Annotated in this window: 18 protein-coding genes; 14 read left to right on the forward strand and 4 right to left on the reverse strand. The window is 70.4% G+C overall.

Translation table 11 applies throughout. The features are described from left to right. The first annotated feature begins 209 nt into the window (after positions 1 to 209). Entirely contained in the window at positions 210 to 638 is a 429-nt protein-coding gene (locus EF918_RS14625) for an ATP-binding protein (RefSeq protein ID WP_125645679.1), read from the forward strand. A gap of 274 nt (positions 639 to 912) precedes the next feature. Further along, complete coding sequence (locus EF918_RS14630; protein ID WP_125645681.1) at positions 913 to 3453, forward strand: SpoIIE family protein phosphatase; 2541 nt, start codon at positions 913 to 915, stop codon at positions 3451 to 3453. Between the two features lie 76 nt (positions 3454 to 3529). Here EF918_RS14630 and EF918_RS14635 read toward each other — a convergent pair whose 3' ends face one another. The 4 genes from EF918_RS14635 to EF918_RS14650 form a co-directional block, all read right to left on the reverse strand. Then, complete coding sequence (locus EF918_RS14635; protein WP_125645650.1) at positions 3530 to 4300, reverse strand: succinate dehydrogenase/fumarate reductase iron-sulfur subunit; 771 nt, start codon at positions 4298 to 4300, stop codon at positions 3530 to 3532. Continuing rightward, positions 4297 to 6210, reverse strand: coding sequence for a fumarate reductase/succinate dehydrogenase flavoprotein subunit (locus EF918_RS14640; protein ID WP_125645652.1), 1914 nt, complete (start codon positions 6208 to 6210; stop codon positions 4297 to 4299). Before EF918_RS14640 ends, EF918_RS14635 begins: the two co-directional genes overlap by 4 nt. 1 nt (position 6211) lies before the next feature. After that, positions 6212 to 7039: a hypothetical protein gene (locus EF918_RS14645; RefSeq protein WP_125645654.1), complete on the reverse strand. Its 828-nt coding sequence runs from the start codon at positions 7037 to 7039 to the stop codon at positions 6212 to 6214. 106 nt (positions 7040 to 7145) lie between these two features. Then, a complete protein-coding gene (locus tag EF918_RS14650; protein WP_125645656.1) occupies positions 7146 to 7370 on the reverse strand; it encodes a hypothetical protein in 225 nt (74 codons plus the stop codon). Positions 7371 to 7742: 372 nt separating this feature from the next. Between EF918_RS14650 and EF918_RS14655 the strand changes: the two genes are divergently transcribed. The 12 genes from EF918_RS14655 to EF918_RS14710 all read left to right on the forward strand — a co-directional run. Continuing rightward, positions 7743 to 10265, forward strand: a complete 2523-nt coding sequence (locus EF918_RS14655; RefSeq protein WP_125645658.1) for an ABC transporter family substrate-binding protein — start codon at positions 7743 to 7745, stop codon at positions 10263 to 10265. Between the two features lie 278 nt (positions 10266 to 10543). Further along, positions 10544 to 12448 (forward strand): translational GTPase TypA, encoded by a 1905-nt coding sequence (gene typA / locus EF918_RS14660; RefSeq protein WP_125645660.1) that lies wholly within the window; start codon positions 10544 to 10546, stop codon positions 12446 to 12448. A gap of 428 nt (positions 12449 to 12876) precedes the next feature. Next, the gene (locus EF918_RS14665; RefSeq protein ID WP_125645662.1) at positions 12877 to 14517 is read left to right on the forward strand and encodes an ABC transporter substrate-binding protein; all 1641 of its coding nucleotides are present in this window, start codon (positions 12877 to 12879) and stop codon (positions 14515 to 14517) included. Positions 14518 to 14691: 174 nt separating this feature from the next. Further along, positions 14692 to 15615 carry an ABC transporter permease gene (locus EF918_RS14670; protein ID WP_260610201.1) on the forward strand — a complete coding sequence of 308 codons (924 nt, stop codon included), beginning with the start codon at positions 14692 to 14694 and terminating at the stop codon, positions 15613 to 15615. A gap of 28 nt (positions 15616 to 15643) precedes the next feature. Continuing rightward, positions 15644 to 16576 (forward strand): ABC transporter permease, encoded by a 933-nt coding sequence (locus tag EF918_RS14675; RefSeq protein ID WP_125645664.1) that lies wholly within the window; start codon positions 15644 to 15646, stop codon positions 16574 to 16576. A 13-nt stretch (positions 16577 to 16589) separates the two neighbouring features. Next, positions 16590 to 17645 (forward strand): ABC transporter ATP-binding protein, encoded by a 1056-nt coding sequence (locus EF918_RS14680; protein WP_125645667.1) that lies wholly within the window; start codon positions 16590 to 16592, stop codon positions 17643 to 17645. Continuing rightward, entirely contained in the window at positions 17638 to 18762 is a 1125-nt protein-coding gene (locus tag EF918_RS14685; RefSeq protein ID WP_125645669.1) for an ABC transporter ATP-binding protein, read from the forward strand. The genes EF918_RS14680 and EF918_RS14685 overlap by 8 nt, the downstream gene beginning before the upstream one ends. Positions 18763 to 18891: 129 nt before the next feature. Continuing rightward, entirely contained in the window at positions 18892 to 19857 is a 966-nt protein-coding gene (locus EF918_RS14690; protein WP_125645671.1) for a GNAT family N-acetyltransferase, read from the forward strand. A gap of 106 nt (positions 19858 to 19963) precedes the next feature. Next, positions 19964 to 21586: an ABC transporter substrate-binding protein gene (locus tag EF918_RS14695; RefSeq protein WP_125645673.1), complete on the forward strand. Its 1623-nt coding sequence runs from the start codon at positions 19964 to 19966 to the stop codon at positions 21584 to 21586. 7 nt (positions 21587 to 21593) lie between these two features. Continuing rightward, complete coding sequence (locus EF918_RS14700) at positions 21594 to 22517, forward strand: ABC transporter permease (protein ID WP_125645675.1); 924 nt, start codon at positions 21594 to 21596, stop codon at positions 22515 to 22517. Continuing rightward, the gene (locus tag EF918_RS14705; RefSeq protein WP_125645677.1) at positions 22510 to 23520 is read left to right on the forward strand and encodes an ABC transporter permease; all 1011 of its coding nucleotides are present in this window, start codon (positions 22510 to 22512) and stop codon (positions 23518 to 23520) included. The genes EF918_RS14700 and EF918_RS14705 overlap by 8 nt, the downstream gene beginning before the upstream one ends. A 12-nt stretch (positions 23521 to 23532) precedes the next feature. Further along, positions 23533 to 24281 (forward strand): ABC transporter ATP-binding protein (locus EF918_RS14710; RefSeq protein WP_148141231.1); only part of this gene is annotated, 749 nt, incomplete at its 3' end.

Below are 24281 nucleotides of genomic sequence, written 5' to 3' on the forward strand. Positions count from 1 at the left end.
GGCGGAGGCCGGCCCCCGGTCCCGCGGCCGCGGGGCCGGGGGCCGGGGGCGCGTGACGCTCGTGCACTGGGCCGTACGTGCCACAGTGCGCCGGTCGGTCGAGATCGGGTGGTACGGCGCCCCAAATATCGGGTATGTCGCTATTAATCCCTTTCTCGTCCCTCTCTCGTCCCTGACGAACGGATCGGGGTCCGCTGTTGGCCCGGGAAGTGATCGGCGTGATCGACACAGACGGTGAATGCGTCGAGTGGGCCTTCCCCGCCGAACCCGGCGCCGTTCGCACCGCCCGCCACGCCGTGCGCGGCACGCTGCACGACTGGGGCCTGGAGGCCGTCGGCGATGTCACCGTCCTGCTGGTCAGCGAGCTGGTGACGAACTCCCTGCGCTACGCCTCGGGTCCCATCGGCGTCCGGCTCGTACGACGACATCAGGCCACCGAGACCCCCGCCACGGGCCCCGCACTGCTCGTGGAGGTTTCCGATCCGCTTCCGGATCCGCCCCGCGAACGAGTGGCCACCGCGGACGACGAAGGGGGCCGCGGCCTGCACCTCGTGGCCGTCTCGGCCCAGCGATGGGGGACCCGGCACGGGAAAACGGGTAAGACGGTGTGGTTCGAGTTGGCCCTTCCTGGTGAGTAACACAGGGGAGCGTGCACGGGGGCACGCCCCGCACGGCCGCCCGGGCGACCTCCGGGGACCACGGCCGGGGGAGAGGATCCGGCGTGGTGCGCGATGGCTGGAAACCACTGAGACCGTGCTGTGATCGTGAACGCCGTGCCGTCCGGGGCCGTGGTGCTGAATACTTCGGTCATGGCCGGTCCGGTTGCGGTGAGCTGGAGGGGACGGTCGCGTGAGCGAAATACCTGCGCAGGCACAGGAGACCCGGGTGCCCGATGCGTCGTGGCACGACGCCCTGTGGCACAGCAGTCCGCCTGGCTCGATATATGACTACATCAAGGTCGCGTCGTTCTCCCTCGGACCCGACGGCCTCATCGACCAGTGGAGTGCCCGCGCCGAGGAACTCGTCGGGCTGACCGCCGCCGACGTGCTCGGACGCGATCCGGTCGAGGCGTTCATGCCGCCGGAGCTCCGCGCCGACGGCCACCGCAAGGTCGCCGAGATCCTCGACGGCCAGGAATGGACGGGCCTGGTCCCGTTCCGCATCCCGGGCGGGACCGGCGCGCGCGGAGTGGCCGAGATCTACGTGATGCCCACCCGGACCGGGACCGCCGAGCGGGCCGCGCTCTGCATCGTGGTCGACGTACGGGCGCTGCGGCGGATCGAATCCGACCTCGCCGCGTCCCAAGCCATATTCGGCCAATCTCCCTTCGGCTTCCTGCTCTTCAACACGGACCTGACGGTGCAGCGGGCCAACCGGCGGTTCGCCACGGTCTTCGGCGGCACCGCCGAGGAGCACCGGGGCCGGACCGTCCACGACTACCTCGCCCCGCACGAGGCCGACCGGATGACCGAGGCCCTGCGCCGGTGCCTGGAGACCGGAGAGGCCGTCACCGACCTGGAGATCACCGGCGCGGCGCCCGGCAGCCGCGAGCACCGGCACTGGTCGATCAACCTCTACCGCGTGCACAGCGGCAGCGGCCGCCCGATCGGGGTCGCGGGCCTGGGCACCGACGTCACCCGGCGCCACCTCGCCGCCCGCGAGGCCGCCGGCGTCCGGCGCAACCTGGCCCTGCTGAACGAGGCCGGCGCCCGCATCGGCACCTCCCTGGACCTGGAGACCACCGCCCGCGAACTCCTCGACGTGACCGTCCCGGGCTTCTGCGACTTCGCCTCCGTCGACCTCTACCAGGCCCTGCTGGCCGGGGACGACGACCGCGACCGGCCCGCCCGCCCCCAGGGCCCGGGGGTGCCGACCCTGCCGGGCCGGAGCGCCGGGCGACTGCCGTCGGCGCCGCTGCGCCGGGTCGCCTGCGCCAGCGCCGTCTCCGACGCGCCGCTGTCGGGGCCGCTGTCGGGCCCGTTCTCGGGCCCGCTGATCGGCGTGGGGGAGATCCACCGCTACCCGGCCGCCTCGCCCGGGGCGCTGGCCCTGCGGACGGCGCGGCCCCGGCTGGTGGAGGGCGGCGGACGGCCCGAGGACATGGTCCAGTCGACGCTGGTGGTACCGCTGGTGGCGCACGACACGGTGGTCGGGCTCGCCCAGTTCTCCCGGACCAAGGGCAGCGAGCCGTTCGGGGAACGGGACCGGGCGGTGGCCGTGGAACTCGCGGCCCGGGCGGCCGTCTGCATCGACAACGCCCGCCTCTACCGGCGCGAGCACGAGCGCGCCCTGATCCTCCAGCGCAGCCTGCTGCCCCCCGGCGACCCGGAGGCGGCCGGCCTCGACATCGCCTGCCGCTACCTGCCGGGGAACGCCGCCACGGAGGTCGGCGGCGACTGGTTCGACGTCATCGAACTGCCCGGCCACCGCACCGCCCTGGTGGTGGGCGACGTCATGGGCCGCGGCCTGCGCGCCGCCGTGGCCATGGGCGAACTGCGCACCGCCGTACGCACCCTGGCCCTGCTGGACCTCGAACCGGCGGAGGTCCTGGCGGCCCTGGACGAGGTCGCGCGGGGCCTCGGCGACCCCGGCGGCCCGCCGCGGGCCCGGGAGGCGGACCTGTCGGAGGTCTACCTCGCCACCTGCGTCTACGCCGTCTACGACCCGGTCACCCGGCGCTGCACCATCGCCAACGCGGGCCACATGCCGCCGATGCTCCGCACCGACGGCGGGACGGCCCTGCTGGAGGTGCCGCCGGGGATGCCGCTGGGCGTGGGCGGGGAACCGTTCGAGGAGGTGGAGGTCGAACTCCCCGAGGGCGCGCTGCTCACCCTCTACACGGACGGCCTGGTGGAGTCCCGCGACCACCCGCTGGAGGACGGCCTGAGCGGCCTGCGCGCCGCCCTGGCGGACCCGGTCCCGTCGCTGGAGGACGTCTGCGACCACGTCCTGGCCACGCTCGACACCCGGCACGGCGAGGACGACATCGCCCTGCTGATGGCCCGGGTGCAGGGGCTGCCACGGGACGCGGTGGCCGACTGGACGCTGCCGCGCGAGGCCCGCTCGGTGGGCCGGGCCAGGGAACTGGCCCGGGCGCAGCTGCCCGAATGGGGTCTGGAGGGCCTGCTCGACACGACCGAACTGCTGGTCAGCGAGCTGGTGACGAACGCGCTGCGGTACGGGGACGGCGAGATCCGCGTCCGGCTGCTGCTGGACCGGACGCTGGTGTGCGAGGTCTGGGACGCCAATCTGGTGCAGCCCAGGCGCCGCAGGGCGAGGGACACCGACGAGGGTGGCCGGGGCCTGCAACTGGTCGGGCTGCTGTCGTCGGGCTGGGGCACCCGGCGGACCCCGCGGGGCAAGACGGTCTGGTTCGAGCTCCCCCTGCCGGGCGAGGCGGCCGGGGGCACGGCCGAACTGTCGGCGGAACAACTCCTGGACCTGTACGGCTGACCCTCCCCCCCCGGGGCCGCCCGGAGGGCGGTACGGCGGCGGCGCACCCCGGGGTGCGCCGCCGCCGTCGGCCGTGTCAGCCCTTGCGGCGCGCGATCTTCGAGCCCAGCCAGACCAGCGGGTCGTACTTGCGGTCCACGGCCCGTTCCTTCAGCGGGATCAGCGCATTGTCCGTGATCTTGATGCCCTCGGGGCAGACCTCGGTGCAGCACTTGGTGATGTTGCAGTAGCCCAGCCCGTGCTCCTCCTGGGCGGTCCGCTTGCGGTCCAGGCCCTGGGCCTCGGCCGCGTCCAGCGGGTGCATGTCCAGCTCGGCCACCCGCATCAGGAAGCGCGGGCCGGCGAAGGCCGCCTTGTTCTCCTCGTGGTCACGCACCACGTGGCAGGTGTCCTGGCACAGGAAGCACTCGATGCACTTGCGGAACTCCTGCGAGCGGTCCACGTCCACCTGCTGCATCCGGTACTCGCCCGGAGCCAGCCCCTGCGGCGGCACGAACGCCGGGACCTCGCGGGCCTTGGCGTAGTTGAAGGACACGTCCGTCACCAGGTCCCGGACCACGGGGAAGGCCCGCAGCGGGGTCACCGTGATCGTTTCCTCGCGGTCGAACGTCGACATCCGCGTCATGCACATCAGCCGCGGCCGGCCGTTGATCTCGGCGCTGCACGAGCCGCACTTGCCCGCCTTGCAGTTCCAGCGGACCGCGAGGTCCGAGGCCTGCGTGGCCTGGAGTCGGTGGACGATGTCCAGCACCACCTCGCCGTCGTGCACCTCGACGGTGAAGTCCCGCAACTCGCCGCCGTCCGCGTCGCCCCGCCAGATCCGGAAGCGTGCGTCGTAGGTCGTCACTCGTAGAGCTCCTCTTCGGCGAGGTACTTGACCAGCTCCTCCTTCTCGAAGAGGGCGAGCAGGTCCGGGCGGATGGGTTCGGTCCGCTGGCGGACCAGGCGGATCCGGTCGGCTGCCGGGTCCGCGGGGGCGGGATCCACCGGGTGGCAGACCAGGTTCACCGGGCGCCAGTCCCGCTCCATCGACGGGCAGTCCTCACGGGTGTGCCCGCCACGGCTCTCGGTGCGTTCCAGGGCCGCCTTCGCCACGCACTCACTGACCAGCAGCATGTTCCGCAGGTCGAGCGCGAGGTGCCAGCCCGGGTTGAACTGGCGGTGCCCCTCCACCCCGGCCCGCGACGCGCGCACCCGCAGGGCCCGCAGCCTGCCCAGGGCCTGCTGCATCTCGGCCTCCCGGCGGATGATGCCCACCAGGTCGTTCATCGACTGCTGGAGTTCCTGGTGCAGGGTGTACGGGTTCTCCGCGCCGTCCTCGGCGTGGAACGGCGCCAGCGCCTCGGCGGCGGCCGCGTCGATCTGCGCCTCGTCGACCGTGGGACGCACGGCCGTGGCGGCGGCGTGCCCGGCCGCGTGCAGGCCGGCCCGGCGGCCGAAGACCAGCAGGTCGGACAGCGAGTTGCCGCCGAGCCGGTTCGAGCCGTGCATCCCGCCCGCGACCTCGCCGGCCGCGTACAGGCCGGGGACGCCCACGGCGGCGGCCGTGTCGGAGTCGACGGCGATCCCGCCCATCACGTAGTGGCAGGTCGGGCCGACCTCCATGGGCTCGGCGGTGATGTCCACGTCCGCCAGCTCCTTGAACTGGTGGTACATCGACGGCAGCCGCCGCTTGATCCGCTCGGCCGGCATCCGGGTGGACACGTCGAGGAAGACCCCGCCGTGCGGGGAGCCGCGGCCCGCCTTGACCTCGGAGTTGATGGCGCGGGCCACCTCGTCGCGGGGGAGCAGCTCGGGCGGGCGCCGGTTGTGGTCCGGGTCCTCGTACCAGCGGTCGGCCTCGTCCTCCGTCTCGGCGTACTTCTCCTTGAAGACGTCCGGGACGTAGTCGAACATGAACCGCTTGCCGTCGCTGTTGCGCAGCACCCCGCCGTCACCGCGGACGGACTCGGTCACGAGGATGCCCTTGACCGACGGCGGCCAGACCATGCCCGTGGGGTGGAACTGGATGAACTCCATGTTCAGCAGCGGGGCGCCCGCGAGCAGGGCCAGCGCGTGCCCGTCACCGGTGTACTCCCAGGAGTTGGAGGTGGTCTTGAACGACTTGCCGATGCCGCCGGTGGCCAGCACCACCGCGGGCGCCTCCAGAACGAAGAACCGGCCGGTCTCGCGCTCGTAGCCGAAGACCCCGGCGACCTTGTCGCCGTCCGGCCCGCCGTCCTTCAGGACGCGGGTGACCGTGCACTCCTGGAAGACCTTCAGACGGGCCTCGTAGTCGCCGAACTCCTGGAAGTCCTGCTGCTGGAGCTGGACGATCTTCTGCTGGAGCGTACGGATCAGCTCCAGGCCGGTGCGGTCACCGACGTGCGCCAGCCGCGGGTACTCGTGCCCGCCGAAGTTGCGCTGCGAGATCTTCCCGTCGGGGGTGCGGTCGAACAGCGCGCCCCAGGTCTCCAGTTCCCAGACCCGGTCCGGTGCCTCCTTCGCGTGCAGCTCGGCCATCCGCCACTGGTTGAGGAACTTCCCGCCGCGCATGGTGTCGCGGAAGTGCACCTGCCAGTTGTCGCCCTCGTTGACGTTGCCCATGGAGGCGGCGATGCCGCCCTCGGCCATCACCGTATGGGCCTTGCCGAACAGGGACTTGCAGATCACCGCCGTCCGCGCGCCGCGTTCCCGGGCCTCGATCGCGGCGCGCAGCCCGGCGCCGCCGGCGCCGACCACGACCACGTCCCACTGCTGCCGGTCGACTTGAGCCATGTCAGAAGATCCTCGGGTCGGTGATGGTGCCGGTCGCCAGCAGGTAGACGTAGAAGTCGCACAGCGCCACGCTGATCAGCGAGGCCCAGGCCAGCTGCATGTGGCGGGCGTTGAGCTTGCCGACCCAGCCCCACAGCCGGTAGCGCACGGGGTGCCGGGAGAAGTGCCGCAGCCGGCCGCCGATGATGTGCCGGCAGGAATGGCACGAAAGGGTGTAGGCCCAGATCAGCACGATGTTGACGAGGAAGACCAGGGTGCCCAGGCCCATGTGTCCCCAGGCGTACGAGCTGTCGCGGAAGGTCAGGACGGTGTCGTACGTGAGGATGCCCGCCACCGGCAGCGCCAGGTAGAAGAAGTAGCGGTGCATGTTCTGGAGGACGAGCGGGAAACGGGTCTCGCCCGTGTACGCGGCGTGCGGCTCGGCGACCGCGCAGGCCGGCGGCGAGGCCCAGAAGCCCCGGTAGTAGGCCTTGCGGTAGTAGTAGCAGGTCAGCCGGAAGCCGAGCGGGAAGATCAGGATCAGCAGGGCGGGGGACAGCGTCCACCAGCTGCCGAAGACCTCCCAGTTGGGGCCGCCCTTCATCGGGACGCAGTTCTCCGCCAGGCAGGGGGAGTAGAAGGGCGAGACGTACGGCGCCGCGTAGTAGTCGGCGTTCGCGAACGCCCGCCACGTCGAGTAGGCGATGAAGGCGAGCAGCCCCGCCGCCGTGGTCGCGGGGGCGAGCCACCAGCGGTCGGTGCGCAGATGACGGGCCGCGATCGCGGCCCGTGAGGTGTCGTGGACGCCGGTCAGCTGCCGGGGTCGCGGTGGTTGGGTGCCTGTGGCCAAAGGGGACTCTCCGGGAGGAGTGGTCAGGGGTGGCCCAGGAGACCCAGCCGCGCACGGGGCGGCGGCTGGGCCTGATGGGGTGTGGCGGAAGGTTACGGCTGCGGGATCAGGGTGCTCGCCGGTCGCGGGCGCCCAGGCCCTCGTCGTCGGTGTCCGTCCACAGCGCGTTGTCGTACGGGGTGTCCGGGATGGTCACCATCCGGGACGGGTCCGGCGTGGCGGCCGGGCCGGCGGACCTCTGCCGGGCGGCCTTCTGCTCCAGTTGCTCGACCTTGCGGGTCAGCTCGTCGAGGTTGCGCCGTACGGCGTTCAAATCGTCCTGCAGGGACATGACTTGCCCTCACTTCCGCAGGTTGCGGTGGCAACGCTCATGTGCGCCTGCGAGTGTGGCCCCTGCGGTCCCCGGTTGTGAAGGGACGTGCAGCGATTCCGGGCGCGCAGGCGCGATCTGTGCGCCCCCTCCCTGCACCCATTCTGATCCCTCTTCCGGGGGACCGCCCGTCCGGGGCCCGGCCGGCATTGGTCCGCACGGGTGGGGTTCGCGGCGTGGCGCGGGGCGGCTGCGGAGGCTGCGGCGGGCGGTCGATTTCAGTGGATTCCATCCGTAACCGGTGTGATCAGCTCCTTATAGCCCCGAACCGTGCCCCCATCCGTGATCACCTCGCGACGCACCCGCGCGCGCCCCGCCCCGGAGGTACCACCCATGTCCCACAGAAGGCGCAGGTCCTTGGCGCTGCTGACCTCGGGCGTCCTCGCGCTGCCGCTACTCGCGGGCTGCGGGGCCGAGGACGACGGCGGCCCGGTGGCCGCCGGCCCGGACATCGCGTCCACCGCCCGCGAGAAGGTGGCCGACGGCGGGGTGGTGCGCTGGGCCGTGGACGCCCTCCCGGAGACCCTGAACAGCTTCCAGGCCGACGCCGACGCCACCACCGCCCGGATCGCCGGAGCCGTGCTGCCGCAGCTGTTCGTGCTGGACGCCAAGGGACAGCCGGTGGCCAATCCCGACTACCTGGAGAAGGCCGAGGTGATCGCGCGCGAGCCCAAGCAGGTGGTGCTGTACAAGCTCCACCAGCAGGCCGTGTGGAGCGACGGCCGGGAGATCGGGGCGCCGGACTTCGTCGCCCAGTGGCGGGCCCTGAACGGCAAGGACTCCGCCTACTGGACCGCCCGCAACGCCGGCTACGACCGGATCGAGAAGATCGAGCGCGGGGCCAACGACCTGGAGGTCCGGGTCACCTTCGCAAAGCCCTACGCCGACTGGAAGTCGCTGTTCAGCCCGCTGTACCCCAAGCAGGTCACCGGCACCCCGGAAGCCTTCAACGAGGGCGCCCGCGGCACCCTCAAGGTCACCGCCGGCCCCTTCAACCTCGGCGCGATCGACAAGCGGACGGGCACGGCCGCACTCTCGCGCAACCCGCGCTGGTGGGGCCGGCCGGCCAAGCTCGACACCCTGGTGCTCACCGCCGTCCCGCGGGCGAACCGGCCCGCCGCCCTCGCCGCCGGCAAGCTGGACCTGGCCGAGCTCGACCGGTCCGGGGCAGACCGGATCGCGACCGCCCAGCGCGGCGGTGACCCGGCCACCGCGAAGGGACCGGGCGCGGCGCTCGCCCCGGACCAGGCGATGCTGTCCTGGGCCGAGGCGCACGGCAGCGACGAGGACAAGGCCGTCGCGGAGCAGGAGGCACGCCGCAAGAGCGCCGAGGCCGCGCGCACCTACGCCGCCGAGCAGCAGGCGCTGACCCGCTTCACCGTCCGCAAGTCGCTGGAGCCGGCCTACACCCAGCTCGCGCTGAACGGCTCCTCCGGTCCGCTGACCGACGAGCGGGTGCGCAGGGCCGTGGCCCGCGCCCTGAACCGGCAGGAACTGGCCGACCTCGTCCTCAAGCCGCTCGGCCTGCCTGCGAAGCCGGTCGGCAGCCACCTGGCCCTGGCGGGCCAGCGCGCGTACGCCGACAACAGCGGGGCGCTCGGCTCCCAGGACACCGGCGCGGCCCAGGCCCTGCTGGCGGACGCCGGCTGGCGGCCCGGCGGCAAGATCACCCAGCCGGCCGCCAAGGCGGGGGCGGAGGCCGCGAAGAAGGAGACCGACGACTCCAAGCGCCCGGCGGGCCCCGGCACCGGCAACGACGGCCTCTACATCGTGGGCCAGGACGACGAGCGCAACGGCGACCTCTCCGTGGTGGCCGCCCGCGCCCGGGCCGCCGCCGACGGCCTGGCCGACCCGGTCGCCCTGACCCCGCGCACCGCCGCCGAGCGGCGCGCGGCGGTGGCCCTGGCCAAGGCCGGGGTCCGGCCGGCCGGCGCACCCGACGACGCCAAGCCGCGCGGCGTACGGTTCCCGGGCCGGCCCGGCCAGGAGGGCCCGGACGCCGGCGCCGTCGGCGGCCCGGCCGAGCTCCAGGAGGGGATCCCGTACGGGCCCGACGGCGAGATCGTCGACGCGGACGCCTTCGCCGGGCACCCGGGCGCGCACCAGCAGACCGCGCTGGCCCCGGCCCCGCTCGCCGAGCAGCAGGAGGCCGCGGTGATGGCGCAGTCCGAGGCGCAGGCCCGGGCCGCCGCCGAGGACGACGACGCCAAGCGCGGCCCGGCCCGGGCCGGCGAGGCCGCCGCCGGGGCCACGCCCGCCCCGGCCGGCCCCGCCAAGCAGGCCAGGACCTCGGGGACCATGCTGGCCAAGGACGGCAAGCCGCTGACCCTGCGGTTCGTCCTGCCCTCGGGCCCCGGCTCCGAGTCGCTGCGCACGGTCGGGGACCGGATCGCGCAGATGCTCCGCAAGGTCGGCATCGCCACCGAGCTGACCAAGGTCGCCGACGACTCCTTCTTCAAGGACCACATCGCCTCCGGCCAGTACGACCTGGCGCTGTACTCCTGGCCGGCGACCGCCTTCCCGGCCACCGACGACCGGCCGATCTTCGCCAAGCCGGAGCCGGCCGCGGACGGCTCGCTGCTGGTGGAGCAGAACTACACCCGGGTCGGCACCGACCACATCGACCAGCTGTTCGACCAGGCCATGGGTGAGCTCGACGAGAACAAGGCCCGCGACCTGGTGCGCAAGGCCGACGCCCGGATCTGGGCCGCGGCCGGCTCGCTGCCCCTCTACCAGCGCCCGCAGCTGGTGGCGGCCAAGCCGAACCTGGCCAACGCCGGAGCCTTCGGCCTGGCCACCCCGCGCTACCAGGACATCGGCTGGATGAAGCCGGAGCCGGCGAAGAAGAAGAAGTGAACGGCAGGTAACAAGCTCAGAAGTGACTCAAGTCCCTTGCCCGCCGGATTCCCGGCGGGCAAGGTCGTACGTGCCCATTGACCCGCACGTTCGACCCGCGGCCAGCTGCCGTGACGGCACCCCCCACATCCACCGTCCGGCCTCTTGACAGCCCCCCTGGCGGGCGGTTCTCCCCACGCGACGTACCATGGGGTAAGGCCGTGGCAGGTTTTCCGCCCGGCAGGCTCGCGTGCCGGACCGTACGCGACGCCATCCACGATCCCGGGAGAAGCGCCGCAGTGCCCACGCGCCATGACATCCGAAACGTCGCCATCGTCGCCCACGTCGACCACGGCAAGACGACCATCGTCGACGCCATGCTGAAGCAGGCCGGTGCCTTCGCCGCTCACCAGCAGCTCGACGACCGCATGATGGACTCGAACGACCTGGAGCGTGAGAAGGGCATCACGATCCTCGCCAAGAACACGGCGGTGAAGTACCACCCCAAGGACGGCGGGGCCCCGATCACGATCAACATCATCGACACCCCCGGCCACGCCGACTTCGGTGGCGAGGTCGAGCGCGGTCTGTCGATGGTCGACGCCGTCGTCCTGCTGGTGGACGCCTCCGAGGGTCCGCTGCCGCAGACCCGCTTCGTGCTCCGCAAGGCCCTCCAGGCCCGGATGCCCGTCATCCTCTGCATCAACAAGACGGACCGCCCGGACTCCCGGATCGACGAGGTCGTCAACGAGACCTACGACCTGTTCCTGGACCTGGACGCCGACGAGGACCAGATCGAGTTCCCGATCGTCTACGCCTGCGGCCGTGACGGCATCGCCTCGCTGACCAAGCCGGAGGACGGCACCGTCCCGGCGGACTCCACCAACCTGGAGCCGTTCTTCTCCACGATCCTGGAGCACGTCCCGGCCCCGACGTACGAGGAGGACGCGCCGCTCCAGGCCCACGTCACCAACCTCGACGCCGACAACTTCCTTGGCCGCATCGCGCTGCTGCGCGTCGAGCAGGGCGAGCTGCGCAAGGGCCAGACGGTCGCGTGGATCAAGCGCGACGGCACCGTCTCCAACGTCCGCATCACCGAGCTGATGATGACCGAGGCGCTCACCCGCAAGCCGGCCGAGGTCGCCGGCCCCGGTGACATCTGCGCCGTCGCCGGTATCCCGGACATCATGATCGGCGAGACCCTGGCCGACCCGGAGAACCCGGTCGCCCTCCCGCTGATCACGGTGGACGAGCCGGCCATCTCCATGGTCATCGGCACCAACACCTCCCCGCTGGTCGGCCGCGGCGGCACCGGCAAGGGCGCCGACGCCAAGGCCGCGGTCAAGGACCGCAAGGTCACCGCCCGCCAGGTCAAGGACCGTCTGGACCGCGAGCTGATCGGTAACGTCTCGCTGCGCGTCCTGGACACCGACCGCCCGGACGCCTGGGAGGTGCAGGGCCGCGGTGAGCTGGCGCTGGCCATCCTGGTCGAGCAGATGCGCCGCGAGGGCTTCGAGCTGACCATCGGCAAGCCGCAGGTCGTCACCAAGGAGGTCGACGGCAAGACCTACGAGCCCGTCGAGCGCATGACGATCGACGTGCCCGAGGAGCACATGGGCGCCGTCACCCAGCTCATGGGTGTCCGCAAGGGCCGCATGGACAACATGTCCAACCACGGGTCCGGCTGGGTCCGCATGGAGTTCGTCGTCCCGTCCCGCGGCCTGATCGGCTTCCGTACGGAGTTCCTGACCCAGACCCGCGGCACCGGTATCGCGCACTCGATCCACGAGGGCCACGAGCCGTGGTTCGGCCCGCTGCAGACCCGTAACAACGGCTCCCTGGTCGCCGACCGCGCCGGTGCGGTCACCGCGTTCGCGATGACCAACCTGCAGGAGCGCGGCGTGCTGTTCACCGACCCCGGCACCGAGGTGTACGAGGGCATGATCGTCGGCGAGAACTCCCGCTCCGACGACATGGACGTGAACATCACCAAGGAGAAGAAGCTCACCAACATGCGCTCCTCCTCCGCCGACTCCTTCGAGGCGATCGTCCCGCCGCGCAAGCTCTCCCTGGAGCAGTCCCTGGAGTTCTGCCGCGACGACGAGTGCGTCGAGGTGACCCCGGAGGCCGTGCGCATCCGCAAGGTCGTCCTGGACCAGAAGGAGCGCTCGCGCACCGCGTCGCGCGCCAAGGCCGCCAAGTAAGGCGTAGCCAGGCGCAGTAGGCACGCCGTAGGCACGAGCAAGGCCCCCGCACGCAGCGCGTGCGGGGGCCTTGTCGTTGCGTCCGCGTGTCAAGTGGTTTGTGGCGTCCATGTGTCCGGATACCGACCGTCACACTCCGGAAGTTGCGCTAACCGTCCGTTTCGCGTGTGTCTGTCTCTGTTCCCTTTGTCCGGATTTCGGGTTTCTGGCGGGGGGTGATGTTGTGAAAACGAGACCACTTAAGTGTGGTTTACGGACTAGGTGTCCCTGAGGATGGCTCCATTGAGCTCGGGTCAATGGGTCACGCGCTGTGGGGAGCGCCGACTCACGAGCACACTCGGGGCACTGTTCCTATCGCCGTCAGGGGTGTCGGCGAAACGTACCTGTGCCCTTCACGTCGATCAGTGGACTCATGAGGAGGAAAACCCATGCGTGGTGCCAAGAGCGCCAAGTGGGTCGCGGGCGCGATCATCGTCGCCCTCAGCGCGACCGCCTGTGGTGGCGGGGATGACAAGGGTGACGCGGCCAAGGGCGGTGTGTTCCGCATGGGCATCACCGAGCCGACCGCCATTGACCCGTTCAACGCGCAGGAGTCCGAGGGCTCCCTCGTCGCGCACAACCTCTTCACCGGTCTGTACAAGGTGGAGCCCAACGGCAAGCTGATCCCGGCCCTGGCCGAGTCCGCGACCACCAGCGACGACGGCAAGACCTGGACCTTCAAGATCAAGGGCGGCACCAAGTTCACCAACGGTGAGCCCGTCGACGCCGAGGCGTTCGTCCGCGCCTGGACCCGTGTCGCCGACAAGAAGTCCGCCTCCGACGTCGCCTACCACATGGCCGGCATCGAGGGTTACGAGGACCTCAACAGCGGCAAGACCGACAAGTTCGCCGGCCTGAAGGCCGTGGACGCCACGACCCTTGAGGTCAAGCTGTCCCAGGGCGACTTCGAGTTCGACAAGAAGACCGTCCACACGGTCTTCGCCCCGGTCCCGAAGGTCGCCGGCGCCGGCGACAACAAGGCGTTCAACGACGCCCCGATCGGCAACGGCCCCTTCAAGATGGAGGGCAGCTGGGAGCACAACAAGAAGATCACCCTCGTCCGCAACGACGACTACGGCTTCGAGAAGGCCAAGCTCGCCAAGGTCGAGATCACGATCCTCAACCCGAACAACACCTCCACCCTGGAGTACCAGGGCTTCCAGGCGGGCACGTTCGACTGGGCCCGTATGCCCACGCCGCAGCTGCCGGTCGCCAAGGCCAAGTACGCGCCGAAGAACCAGTGGGTCGAGGCCGACACCTCCGGCATCAACTACCTGGTCGCGTTCAACCAGAACGCCCCGCTGAACAGCCCGGACGCCCGTAAGGCCATCTCCTACGCGATCGACCGCGAGGCCATCGCCAAGGGTGTCTTCCAGGGCATGCAGAAGCCGGCCTCCTCCGTCCTGCCGCCGTCCTTCGCGGACGTGTACCAGGAGGGTGTCTGCACCACCTGCGTCAAGCAGGACACCGCCAAGGCCAAGGAGCTCGCCGAGAAGTCGGGCCTGAAGCCGGGCACCGTCCTGGACTTCGGCTACAACACCGGCTCCGGTCACGAGGAGTGGGTCCAGGCCGTCGCGCAGCAGCTGAAGGACGTCCTCGGCCTCGAGGTCAAGCTGAACGGCAAGCCGTTCAAGGAGGCCCTGTCGGAGCAGCAGGACAAGAAGACCGCCGGTATCTGGCGTTCCGCCTGGGGTGCCGACTACCCGACGGCCGACAACTTCCTGTTCCCGCTGCTGGGCACCGGCTCCATCAACGAGGACCCGGCCACCGGCAAGGCCCAGGGTGACAACCGCGGTCGCTACTCCAACCCGGAGTACGACAAGCTCCTGGACCAGGCTCGCGCCACCAAGGACGCCGCCGCCCGCGCCGCCATCTACAAGCAGGCCGAGAAGCTGGCCGTCGACACCGACCAGGCCCTCATCCCGCTGTGGAAGCGCACGCAGTACCGCCTCGCGAACACCGCGAAGTTCGACAACGTGAAGATGGACTTCTTCGAGGACCCGAACCTCGCGGAGATCTCCGCCAAGTAATGCCTCTTCAGTTGGCATAGCGAAGGTCGTGGAGGGACGGAGCACTCTTCCGCCCTCCACGACCTTTGTCCACCTCCGGGCGCACCCCCCTAGTAATCCGGCGCCCGGTCGCGGCCTCTCGTCCCGATCGGACGACGCCGCCAACTCCCATGCTCAGTATGTGAAGGAGGCATCGTGGGCAGTTATGTGATCAGGCGGCTCGGGCAGATGGTCGTCGTCCTCTTCGGTGCGACGGTCGTGCTCTTCGCCTGTCTCTTCGTCCTCCCCGGCGACCCCGTGGGTTCGCTCGGCGGAGACAAGGCCCGTGATCCCGCGGTGGTGGCAGAACTCCGTGAGCGCTACGGACTGAACGACCCGCTCCCGGTCCAGTACGGAAACTTCGTCAAGAACCTGGCCTCGGGTGACCTCGGTGAGGACTACACCCAGCGTCGCCCGGTGACGGAGATCCTCGCTCCCAAGCTCACCAACACCGCCAAGCTCGCCGTCGCCGCGATCGTCATCGACATCGCCATCGGCCTGCTCGCCGGCATGATCGCCGCGCTGTTCAGATACTCCTTCTGGGACGTGCTGATCACCCTGCTCACCACCATGGCCGTCGGCTTCCCGTCGTTCGTCATCGGCCTGGTCCTGCTCTCGACGTTCTCCGTGAAGCTCGCCTGGTTCCCGGTCATCGCCGACGGCTCGTTCCAATCCATGATCCTGCCGGCCTTCACGCTCGCGATCCTCGACGCGGCCCTGGTCGCCCGCCTCATGCGCGGCACCATGCTCGAAGTGCTCAAGGCCGACTACGTCAAGACGGCCGTGGCCAAGGGCCTGCCGCGACGGACCGTGCTCTTCAAGCACGTCATGCGCAACTCGATCATCCCGGTCGTCACGTACCTGGGTATCTCCTTCGGCTCCCTGCTGGGCGGCGCCCTGATCACCGAGGCCATCTTCAACTGGGACGGCATCGGCCTGGCCCTGGTGCTCGCGATCCAGCAGCAGAACAACCCGATCATCATCGGCGTCGTCTCCTTCGGAGTCGCCGTGTTCGTGGTGCTGAACCTCATCGTCGACCTGCTCTACGCGGTCCTCGACCCGCGCATCCGTCTCGCCTGAGCCCAGGCAGTTTCTAGGAGTCACACCCATGACTGAGCTCACCAAGAGCACAGCGGATGCGGGGACCGCCGAGCCGGCCGCCGCCCCCGCGAAGGCCGCGAACGCAGAGCCCGCGATCGCCCGCGTCACCCAGTGGGGCGAGATCCGCCACCGCTTCGTGGCGAACAAGCTGGCCGTCTTCGGCCTCATCCTGGTCCTCGCACTGTTCGCGACGGCGCTCTTCGCGCCGCTGATCGCGCCGCACGACCCGTACCACCAGGACCTGACCAACACCCTCCAGGACCCGAGCGGTGACCACCTGCTCGGCACCGACGCCCTGGGCCGCGACCAGCTGTCGCGCATCATCTACGGCAGCCGGATCGCCGTCGAGGTCGGTCTCGCCTCGATCTTCCTGGCCTGCGCCATCGGTATCGTCATCGGCGCCCTGGCCGGCTACTTCGGCAAGGCCACCGACTCGGTCCTGATGCGCATCGCCGACGTCTTCTTCGCCTTCCCGCTGATCATCGGCGCCATCGTGATCATCATGGCCATGGGCCGCGGCGTCCTGCCGGTGATCATCTCGCTGGCCGTCTTCTCCTGGCCGACGGTCTCCCGACTGCTGCGCAGCTCGATCCTGTCGGTGCGCGAGGCGGACTACGTGCACGCCGCGCGCGCCCTGGGCGCCGGCACCTCGCGGATCATCATCCGGCACATCATCCCCAACTCCATCGCCGCCGTGATGGCCTACGCCGCGTTCAGCGTCGGCGGTGCCATCGTGGCCGAGGCCTCGCTGTCCTTCCTGGGCGTGGGCGTCAGCCCCGAGGTCCCGGAGTGGGGCAACATGCTCGCCGGCGCCAAGGACTTCCTCGGCGTGAAGGACTTCCTGTGGGTCTACCCGTCCATCGCGATCGTTCTGACCGTCCTGGGCTTCGTTTTCGTCGGCGACGGGCTGCGTGACGCCCTTGACCCGAAGCTGCGCTAGGAGGGCGGCACACATGACCACTTCGCACATCACCGAAGAGCTGCCCCGGCAGCGGCGTGGCGACGACGAGGCCCCGGTCCTCGAGGTCCGCGACCTGCACGTCGAGTTCAAGACGCGCGAGGGCATCGTCCGCGCCGTCAACGGCGTGAACTACAGCGTCAGGTCCGGCGAGACCCTCGCCGTGCTCGGCGAGTCCGGCTCCGGCAAGTCCGTGACCGCGCAGGCGATCATGGGCATCCTCGACTCGCCCCCCGGGCGCGTCAGCAAGGGCGAGATCCTCTTCCGCGGCCAGGACATCCTGAAGCTGTCGGAGGAGGAGCGGCGCAAGCTGCGCGGCCCGAAGATGGCGATGATCTTCCAGGACGCGCTGTCCGCCCTGAACCCGGTGTTCTCCGTGGGCAACCAGCTGGGCGAGATGTTCCGCGTCCACCAGGGCATGTCCAAGAAGGACGCCAAGGCCAAGGCCATCGAGCTGATGGACCGGGTGAAGATCCCCGCCGCCAAGGCCCGGGTCGACGACTACCCGCACCAGTTCTCCGGCGGCATGCGCCAGCGCATCATGATCGCCATGGCGCTGGCCCTGGAGCCGGACCTGATCATCGCCGACGAGCCCACCACCGCCCTGGACGTCACCGTCCAGGCCCAGGTCATGGACCTGCTCGCGGAGCTCCAGCAGGAGTACGCGATGGGCCTGATCCTGATCACCCACGACCTCGGCGTGGTCGCCGACGTCGCGGACAAGATCGCCGTGATGTACGCGGGCCGGATCGTCGAGCAGTCCCCGATCCACGAGCTGTACAAGCGCCCCGCGCACCCGTACACCCGTGGTCTGCTGGACTCGATCCCGCGCCTGGACCAGAAGGGCCAGGAGCTCTACGCGATCAAGGGCCTGCCGCCCAACCTGCTGAAGCCGCCGGCCGGCTGCGCCTTCAACCCGCGCTGCCCCAAGGCGCAGGACATCTGCCGTACCGACGTCCCGGCCCTGGTGCCGGTCAGCGAGCAGGACGGCACCGAGCTGGTCGGCCGCACCAGCGCCTGCCACTTCTGGAAGGAGCAGATCCATGGCTGAGCTGAGCAAGACGGACGACGCCGTGGACGCCGCCACCACCGGTGCCGACACCGAGGAGGCCGCGCTGGCCGCCTTCGACGCCCCGGTCGACAAGGGTGAGCCGATCCTCCAGGTGCGCAACCTGGTCAAGCACTTCCCGCTGACCAAGGGCATCCTGATGAAGCGCCAGGTCGGCGCGGTCAAGGCGGTCGACGGAGTCTCCTTCGACCTCTACCAGGGCGAGACCCTCGGCATCGTGGGCGAGTCCGGCTGTGGCAAGTCCACCGTCGCCAAGCTGCTGATGCTGCTGGAGACCGCCACCTCCGGCGAGGTCTTCTACAAGGGCCAGGACATCACCAAGCTGTCGGGCAAGGCCCTCAAGGCCGTCCGCCGCAACATCCAGATGGTGTTCCAGGACCCGTACACCTCGCTGAACCCGCGCATGACGGTCGGCGACATCATCGGCGAGCCCTTCGAGATCCACCCCGAGGTGGCCCCCAAGGGCGACCGGCGCCGCAAGGTCCAGGAGCTCCTGGACGTCGTGGGCCTGAACCCCGAGTACATCAACCGCTACCCGCACCAGTTCTCCGGCGGTCAGCGCCAGCGCATCGGCATCGCCCGCGGCCTCGCGCTCAACCCGGAGATCATCATCTGCGACGAGCCGGTCTCCGCCCTGGACGTGTCCGTCCAGGCGCAGGTCATCAACCTGATGGAGAAGCTGCAGGACGAGTTCAACCTCTCCTACATCTTCATCGCGCACGACCTGTCGATCGTCCGGCACATCTCGGACCGCGTGGGCGTGATGTACCTCGGCCGGATGGCCGAGATCGGCACCGACGTGCAGATCTACGACCACCCCACCCACCCCTACACCCAGGCCCTGCTGTCGGCCGTGCCGGTCCCGGACCCGTCGGTCCGTGAGCAGCGCGAGCGCATCATCCTCACCGGTGACGTCCCGTCGCCGGCCAACCCGCCGTCGGGCTGCCGCTTCCGCACCCGCTGCTGGAAGGCGGAGGACCGCTGCGCCACGGAGGAGCCGCTGCTGGCGATCCCGACCCGCTTCAAGGGCAAGGACACCCCGGCCGCGCACGTCTCCGCGTGCCACTTCGCCGAGGAGAAGGCCGTCCTGGCGGTCTGATCCCCCGCGCGCACCGCGCACCCGCGTGACCCACGAGGGCACGGCCGTCCCGGCCGTGCCCTCGTGGCGTGCGGACCGGGCCCGTTAATTGGTTTGCGCCGGGCGCCGCCCGCCTCCGACAGTGGGCGCATGCTGACCGTACGCCCCGCCCGGCCGGACGACGCGCCCGCGATAGCCGCCCTCATGAACGCCGTCGACGTCGTCGAGATCGGCCGCCCCGAGACCGAACCGGCCGAGGTCGCCTCCGATCTGGCGGACCCCGCCACCGACCTCGCCCACGACTCCTGGCTCGCCCTCGACGGGGAGCGGCCCGTCGGGTACGCGGTCCTGTGGGACGGCGGCGAGGACGCCCCGGCCCCCGAGCTGCGGGAGGACGGCGGGGTCACGGTCGACGCCGACCACTACGTCCTGCCGCAGGCGCAGGAGGTGGGGGAGCGGCTGCTGGACCTGCTGGAGGGGCGGGCGCTGGAGCGGGCGCGCGCCGCCGGCGGCAGCCACGCCGTCGTCCACCTCAACCTCAACATCGAGCCGACGTTCGACACCGCCCGGCTCGCGGCCCGCGGCTGGAGCCAGGTCCGCCGCTACCACGTCATGACCCGGGCCCTGTCCCCCGCCACCGACCGCGCCCCGGACCCGCGCCCCGGCCTGACCCTGCGGTCCTGCGAGGACGAGGCCGACCGGCGCACCGCCCACGCGCTGGTGCAGGAGGCCATGGCCGAGCACTTCGGCCACCGCGCCCGCAGCTACGAGCAGTGGCTGAACCTCCTGGGCACCGAGGGCTTCGACTGGTCCCTGGTCTGGATCGCCGCCCTGGCCGGCGAGGGCGACGTCGCCGTGGCCGTGACCCGCGACAACCGCGCCGCCATGGGCTGGGTGAGCACCCTCGCCGTCCGCAAGGAGCAGCGCGGCAAGGGCCTCGGCGGCCACCTGCTGCGGCACGCCTTCGCGGTCTACGCCGCCCGCGGCCGGGACACCATCGGCCTCGGCGTCGACACCCTGAACAGCAGCAACGCGCTCGCCCTCTACGAGGCCCACGGCATGGCGAAGGACTACGCGGTCGTCACCTGGGAGCAGCAGGTGCACCCCCAGGGGTGACAGCGGAGCCGCGGGAGGGTGCAATCGGGCGAACCCGTCGTGCGCGCCCGTACGCATAGGGTGACATTGGGCCCCAGTCGACTCTTGGGACCCAAGGAGGCACTCCATGCGCGGAGCCACGCTCGCCAAGTGGGCCGCATGCGCGGTGGCCGTCGCCCTCGCGGCGACGGGCTGCGGCGGCGGAAGCGACAGCGGCGGTGGGGAAGCCGGCATCGTCAGTTCCTCCTGGGGCGACCCGCAGAACCCGCTGGAGCCGGCCAACACCAACGAGGTGCAGGGCGGCAAGGTGCTCGCCATGATCTTCCGGGGCCTCAAGCAGTACGACCCCAAGACCGGCGAGGCCACCAACATGCTCGCCGAGAAGATCGACACCACCGACCAGCAGAACTTCACCATCACGCTCAAGAGCGGCTGGACCTTCAGCAACGGTGAGCCGGTCACCGCCCAGTCCTTCGTGGACGCCTGGAACTATGCCGCCGACGTGCGCAACAAGCAGAACAACGCGCCGTTCTTCGCCGACATCGTCGGCTACGCCGACCTCCACCCCGAGTCGGGCGAGCCCAAGACCAAGACCATGTCGGGCCTGGTCGTCAAGGACGACCGGACCTTCACGGTGGCGCTCGACAAGAAGTTCTCCACCTGGCCCGACACCCTCGGCTACCAGGCCTTCGCCCCGCTGCCCAAGGCCTTCTTCACCGACCACTCCGGCTGGCTCGCCAAGCCCGTCGGCAACGGCCCGTACACGGTGCAGTCGTACACCAAGGGCACCGCCATGCAGCTGCGCGCCTGGGACGGCTACCCGGGTCCGGACAAGGCCCAGAACGGCGGGGTCGACCTCAAGGTGTACACCGACAACAACACCGCCTATACCGACCTGATCTCGGGCAACCTCGACCTCGTGGACGACGTACCGGCCTCCCAGCTGAAGAACGTCAAGGCCGACCTCGGCGGCCGCTACATCAACCAGCCCGCGCTGATCATCCAGACCCTCACCTTCCCGCTGTACGACCCCCAGTGGAGCAAGGCCGGCATGGAGAAGGTCCGCCAGGGCATCTCCCGGGCCATCAACCGCCCCGAGATCACCAAGCAGATCTTCCAGGGCACCCGCAGCCCCGCCAAGGACTGGACCTCCTCCGCCCTCGGCGACAAGGGCGGGTACGCCGACCTGTGCGGCGAGCTGTGCACGTACGACCCGGCCGCCGCCAAGCAGCTCATCGAACAGGGCGGCGGCCTGCCCGGCGGGAAGATGACCATCACCTCCAACGTGGACACCGGCTCCCACCGGGTGTGGATGGACGCCGTCTGCAACAGCATCAACAACGCCCTCGGCCAGGGCCCGGTCTGCACGGTCAACCCCGTCGGCACCTTCGCCGACTTCCGCAACCAGCAGAGCGCCTACAAGCTCACCGGCCCCTTCCGCTCCGGCTGGCAGGGCGACTACCCGCTGATCCAGAACTTCCTGCAGCCGCTGTACTTCACCGGCGCCTCCTCCAACTACGGCAAGTTCTCCGACCCCGAGTTCGACAAGCTCGTCGACGAGGCGAACAGCGAGAGCGACACCGCCAAGGCCATCGCGAAGTTCCAGGACTCCGAGAAGATCCTGGCCGCCCAGATGCCCTCCATCCCGCTCTGGTACCAGAACGGCAGCGCCGGCTACGCGCAGCGCCTGTCGAACGTGGAACTCAACCAGTTCAGCGTGCCCGTCTACGACCGGATCAAGGTCAGCTGACCCCTCCATGGGACGCTATGTCATCCGGCGGCTGCTCCAGATGATCCCGGTGTTCATCGGCAGCACGCTCCTGATCTTCGTCATGGTGTACGCGCTCGGCGACCCGGTCGCGGCGCTGTTCGGGGACAAGGCCCCCGACCCCGCGACCGCCGCCCGCATCCGCAAGGACCTCTACCTCGACCGGCCCCTGTGGGAGCAGTACCTGCACTACATGGGGCAGATCTTCCAGGGGAACTTCGGGACCGCGTTCAACGGCCAGCCCGTCACCGAACTGATGGCCTCCGCCTTCCCGGTCACCCTGCGGTTGACCCTCGTCGCGATCGTCATCGAGGTCGTCGTCGGCATCACCCTCGGGGTGATCAGCGGGCTGCGCCGGGGCCGGACGATCGACACCTCGCTGCTGGTGCTCACCCTCGTCGTCATCTCCGTGCCGACGTTCGTGACCGGCTACGTGCTGCAGTTCGTCCTCGGCGTGAAATGGGGCTGGGTGCGGCCCAGCGTCTCGCCGGAGGCCCCGTTCAGCGAGTTGATCCTGCCCGGGATCGTGCTCGCCCTGGTCTCCCTCGCCTACGTCACCCGGCTCTCGCGCACCTCGATCGCGGAGAACGCCAAGGCCGACTACGTGCGCACCGCCACCGCCAAGGGCCTGCCGCGGCGCCGGGTCGTCACCCGGCACCTGCTGCGCAACTCGCTCATCCCCGTGGTCACGTTCATCGGCACCGACATCGGCGCCCTGATGGGCGGGGCCATCGTCACCGAGCGGATCTTCAACATCCACGGCGTCGGCTACCAGCTCTACCAGGGCATCCTGCGCAACAACTCCCCGACGGTCGTCGGCTTCGTGACCATCCTCGTCATCGTCTTCCTGCTGGCGAACCTGCTCGTCGACCTGCTCTACGCGGTCCTGGACCCGAGGATCCGGTATGCCTGAGCCCGACCGCGCCGACGGACCCGTCTACGACCCGCTGGAGCCCGGTGACCGGGAGGCGATCGCCCCGACCGGGCAGGGAGGCCCCATGGACCTGGCCCTGGACGAGGCCGAGAGCCTGGAACGGACGATCCCCCCGGCCCCCGGCAGCCCCCGGGACAAGGCCCGGTCCCTGTGGTCCGACGCCTGGCACCAGCTCCGCCGCAACCCGGTCTTCCTCGTCTCCGGCCTGCTGATCGTCTTCCTCGTCGTCATCGCGATCTGGCCCGGCCTGATCGCGAGCGGCGACCCGCTCCAGTGCGACCTGGCCAAGTCCCAGGAGGGCTCGGCCCCCGGCCACCCCTTCGGCTACGACACCCAGGGCTGCGACGTCTACACCCGGACCGTGTACGGCGCCCGCGCCTCCATCACCGTCGGCATCTGCGCCACCCTCGGCGCCGCACTGCTCGGCTCCCTGCTCGGCGGGCTGGCGGGCTTCTTCGGCCGCTGGAGCGACGCCATGCTCTCCCGGGTCGCCGACATCTTCTTCGGCATCCCGGTGGTCCTGGGCGGCCTGGTCTTCCTCTCCGTGGTCACCGGCACCACCGTCTGGCCGGTGGTCGGCTTCATCGTGCTGCTGGGCTGGCCGCAGATCGCCCGCATCGCCCGCGGCTCGGTGATCACCGCCAAGCAGAACGACTACGTCCAGGCCGCCCGGGCCCTCGGCGCCGGCAACGGCCGGATGCTGCTGCGCCACGTCGCCCCGAACGCCGTCGCCCCCGTCATCGTCGTCGCCACCATCGCCCTGGGCACGTACATCGCCCTGGAGGCCACCCTGTCGTTCCTGGGCGTGGGCCTGCGACCGCCGACCGTCTCCTGGGGCATCGACATCTCCAACGCCGCCCCGCAGATCCGCAACGCCCCGCACATGCTGCTCTGGCCGGCCGCCGCGCTCAGCGTCACCGTGCTCGCGTTCATCATGCTCGGCGACGCGGTGCGCGACGCCCTCGACCCCAAGCTGCGCTGAGGAGCCCTGCCCATGCTGCTCGAAGTCCGCGACCTCCAGGTGGAGTTCACCACCCGCGACGGGGTCGCCAAGGCGGTCAACGGGGTCAACTACTCGGTGGACGCGGGCCAGACGCTGGCCGTGCTCGGCGAGTCCGGATCCGGCAAGTCCGTGACCGCGCAGGCGGTCATGGGCATCCTCGACGTACCGCCGGGCCGGATCGCCGGCGGCGAGATCCTCTTCAAGGGCCGCGACCTGCTGAAGCTCAAGGAGGAGGACCGGCGCAAGGTCCGCGGCGCGGAAATGGCCATGATCTTCCAGGACGCGCTGAGCTCGCTCAACCCCGTCCTGACGGTGGGTGCCCAGCTCAGCGAGATGTTCGAGGTCCACCGGGGCATGTCCCGCAAGGACGGCCGGGCCCGGGCCGTGGAACTCATGGACCGGGTGAAGATCCCGGCGGCCCGGGAGCGCGTCGGGGACTACCCGCACCAGTTCTCCGGCGGCATGCGCCAGCGCATCATGATCGCCATGGCGCTGGCCCTGGAACCCTCCCTGATCATCGCCGACGAACCGACCACCGCCCTGGACGTCACCGTCCAGGCCCAGGTGATGGACCTCCTCGCCGAGCTCCAGCGCGAGCTGAACATGGGGCTGATCCTGATCACCCACGACCTCGGCGTGGTCGCCGACGTCGCCGACAAGATCGCCGTCATGTACGCCGGCCGGATCGTCGAGGCGGCCCCCGTCCACGAGATCTACGCCTCCCCCGCCCACCCGTACAC

The sequence above is a fragment of the Streptomyces sp. WAC06614 genome (assembly GCF_003949795.1).
GTDB lineage: Bacteria > Actinomycetota > Actinomycetes > Streptomycetales > Streptomycetaceae > Streptomyces.